This window comes from Mesorhizobium humile (assembly GCF_033977215.1).
In the GTDB taxonomy this organism is placed as follows: Bacteria; Pseudomonadota; Alphaproteobacteria; order Rhizobiales; family Rhizobiaceae; genus Mesorhizobium; species Mesorhizobium humile.
Map to the genome: position 1 here is coordinate 1 of NZ_JAVIIV010000057.1, position 3,419 is coordinate 3,419.

Here is a 3,419-nt window from a genome sequence, read left to right on the forward strand (position 1 = left end):
CTGGGCATCCCCTATGCCGGCTCCGGCCGTCCCGCCGTCGCCAAGACCGACCGGATCATTCCGCTCCTGGTGAACAAGGCAGGTGGGTGAAAACCACAGGACGCCGAACTTGATCCCGCGCAACGCGTGTGGATCTCCGCAGACTTGAGAGCCAACGACGATGACCCACTCGGTTTCGCACGCTTCCATCCAACATGCCGCCGACCAGGCGCAGCAATGGGTGAACGAGCTCGCCAGAGATCTGAGCTGGAACGAGCAGAGCGCGTTCCGATTGTTGGAAGCGGTCCTGCACACTTTGCGCGACTGGCTCTCCCGGAAGTCGCTCCGTCAATTGTGGCCGGAGAATTGACCTATGTTCCGCGATCGCCAGGAAGCCGGACAGATGCTCGCATTCGAGCTCGCCAAACTGACCCTGCAAGATCCGATAGTCATGGCTTTGCCGCGAGGCGGCGTTCCCGTCGCAGTTGAGGTGGCCAAGACCCTCCAGACGCGACTCGATCTGATCCTCGTCCGCAAAGTCGGAGCGCCGGGAAACCCCGAGCTGGCGGTCGCGGCCATCGTCGACGGGGATCCCCCGGACGTTGTTCTCAATCGGGAGATCGTTGAAACCTATGGGCTGGGCGACGATGCGCTCCGGGCGCGGATTGCGAAAGAGCGTCCGGAATTGGCGCGCCTCCGCATGGCGTATCGCGGCGGCGAGGCACCTTTGCCAGTCGACGGCAAAACCGTGATCATCGTTGACGACGGGGCTGCCACGGGCACGACAATGAAAGCTGCCATCAGGGCGCTGAAGCGACGCTCGCCGCGAAAGATCATCGCTGCGCTTCCGGTGTCGCCCCCAGATACCGCGACCGAGCTGGCTCAGGAAGCCGATCTGGTCATCTGCCTGAGTCAGCCGGCTCGTTTCCGCGCGCTGAGTTATTACTACATGAGCTTCCCACAGCTGACGGATCGGGATGTTCTGGATGCCATGAATATGGTCGCGCAGTCGGGACCAGTCGCTGGCAGCGGCAACGGAAAACAGCCCGGCGCGCGCTCCGCCAGAGCACGACGAGAGGCAGACACCAAGGAATAGGCGTCATGCACATTCGGACGCTTTCCTTGCAAGGGCGGGACACGCTCAAGCCGGCATAGATCGTGATCAATCGGTGCCGGTTGTCACGCTGGTCCGAGCGCCCTCCCCGCAACCCGGCATCGAAGCTTTGACCCTGATCAAGGCGAAGGAAGATATTGGCGGCAACAAAGTCGATGGGGGAAGAAGTGCAAAGCGAGGGATAAAGATGAAGGAACTGCCGCTTGCCGAAGTGTATCGGCTCATCGAGCCCGGTCCGGTCGTCCTGCTGACGACGAGGTCCAAGCGAGGCCGCGCGAATGTCATGGCTATGTCCTGGCACATGATGGTGCAAATTGCGCCGCCGACGATTGCCTGCATCGTGTCGAGCGGCGACTTCTCGTTGTTCGCCTTGCGTCAGACAAGGGAGTGCGTGATAGCAGTGCCTCCCGTGGGATTGGCGGACAAGGTCGTCAAGGTCGGCAATTGCTCTGGCCGCGACACGGACAAGTTCGCAACGGCCTGGCTGACACCGTTGCCCGCCGAGCGGGTGTCGGCGCCGCTGGTGGCCGAATGTTTCGCCAATCTCGAATGTCGCGTCGTCGATACGCGCATGGCCAACAGGTACAATCTATTCGTTCTGGAAGTCCTCAAAGCCTGGATCGATCCGGCACAACCGAAGCCGAAAACAATCCATCACGTTGGAAACGGTGCCTTTACGGTGGACGGCGAAGTGATCCATTTCGAGTCTCGGATACCTTGATGGTCCGATGCCGCGACATTGATCCGCATCAAGGTCTGGTGCCCTGACCACGGGGTAGCGTCAGCGCACCGAAACCATTCAACGTCCGAAGGCGATTCGATGAGCTACAAATTCATTCTCCTGAACCTCGGCATCGATGGTTCAATCGAAGAGCTCACGCGGGTCGGTATCGAGCTTGCCAAGCGCTTTGACGCGCAGCTGATCGGTTTCTGCGCCGCCGACGCTCCGCTGCCCGTCACGATGGCACCCGAGGGTGCTGCCATCGCGGCGGAACTGTGGGAGCAGTCGCGGGCTGAAATCCGGCAAAGGCTGAATGATCGCCACTCCAAGTTCGACAGCCTCGTCGCCGGAGCAGTCAGGACGGACTGGCGGCACACGGTCGAGAATCCAGATCATGCCCTCGCTAGAGCTTCCCTTCTCGCGGACCTCGTCGTCACGGGCGCTTCGCTCGGCGCATCCACGGGCGATGCATACCGTATGGCCGATCCGGGCAGTCTGATGCTTCGCGCCGGCAGACCTGTGCTGGTCGCCGCCAGGGGCGCTGCGAGCTTGCCGCTCGGCCAGGTCGTCGTCGCCTGGAAGGACACACGCGAGGCAAGACGCGCCGTGGCAGACGCGGTGCCACTGATGGCCATGGCCAATGAAGTCACCGTGGTTGCGGTCGATCGCAATCCGGCTGATTGGATCAGCGACGGCGTCAGGGACGTTGCCAGTTTCCTCGCCAGGCACGGCATCAAGGCGCGCACCGAAATCCTAAAGTCGGACGAAGAAGGAAATCGCCTCGTAGACTTCCTGGCGTCCGTCAAAACTGATCTGGTCGTATCTGGCGCCTACGGTCATAGCCGAATGAGGGAATGGGTGTTTGGCGGGATTACCCGTTCGCTCCTGGATGAGGTCTGGCTCAATCGGCTGATGTCGAGTTGAAGCCAGCTGAATGCATGCCGCTGAGATTCACTTGCCGAAGGGTGTGAGAACAGCGTTGGAGATGGCCGATCGACATGTCCTTGACTTGGATCAAGCAAAGGACGGCGTTCTGTCAGTCGGCCTGTTCGGAGGCTGCTACTTGGGGCAGAAGGCAGAGTGCAGCGCCTCTACGACCGTCAGCACTTCCGGTCTGGTGATGCGGTAGTGGATGGTCGTCCCGTCGCGGCGGGCTAGCCGGACGAAACCCGTCTGGATCGGGCTTTTGAGCAGGCGCGGCAGACGGCGCAAACCAACGCGACACTTACCACGCAGGATGCCGATAACCACTTTCGTCACAGCGCTGTCATCGTGATCGCACCGACCGATGCCAAGGCAATGCATCGCGAGGACATTGCCCACGCCAGTGAGGAGCGCCAGGCGCTGATGGCCAAACAAACGGCCATGCTGGTGGATCTCGTGAATCAGAACACGCAGTTGACCGAAACCATCAAGGCTCTCACCGAGCGTGTCGAGGCATTGACGACCGAGCTTCACAGGCGATTGATCGACGCGGCGACCTGAAAGAAAGATCGCACGCTTTCCATTTGCGCCTGGCTTGGCAGAGCGTCGACTAAAGCATGTCTCCCGAAAGTGGGCCCGGTTTCGGGACAAAGACATGCTTAAAATCAAAAACTTAAAGCA

General features: G+C 60.7%; 3 protein-coding genes and 1 pseudogene. 3 read left to right on the forward strand and 1 reads right to left on the reverse strand.

Annotation, left to right across the window (positions count from 1 at the left end; translation table 11 throughout):
• Positions 1-352 precede the first annotated feature (352 nt).
• The 3 genes from RFM52_RS32610 (at position 353) to RFM52_RS32620 (ending at position 2,738) form a co-directional block, all read left to right on the forward strand.
• Entirely contained in the window at positions 353-1,075 is a 723-nt protein-coding gene (locus RFM52_RS32610; RefSeq protein WP_320293751.1) for a phosphoribosyltransferase, read from the forward strand.
• A gap of 205 nt (positions 1,076-1,280) precedes the next feature.
• Positions 1,281-1,814, forward strand: coding sequence for a flavin reductase family protein (locus tag RFM52_RS32615; protein ID WP_320293781.1), 534 nt, complete (start codon positions 1,281-1,283; stop codon positions 1,812-1,814).
• 99 nt (positions 1,815-1,913) lie between these two features.
• Positions 1,914-2,738, forward strand: a complete 825-nt coding sequence (locus RFM52_RS32620) for a universal stress protein (RefSeq protein ID WP_320293750.1) — start codon at positions 1,914-1,916, stop codon at positions 2,736-2,738.
• A 135-nt stretch (positions 2,739-2,873) separates the two neighbouring features.
• Here RFM52_RS32620 and RFM52_RS32625 read toward each other — a convergent pair.
• Positions 2,874-3,419, reverse strand: a pseudogene (locus RFM52_RS32625) (hypothetical protein); the annotation flags it as partial.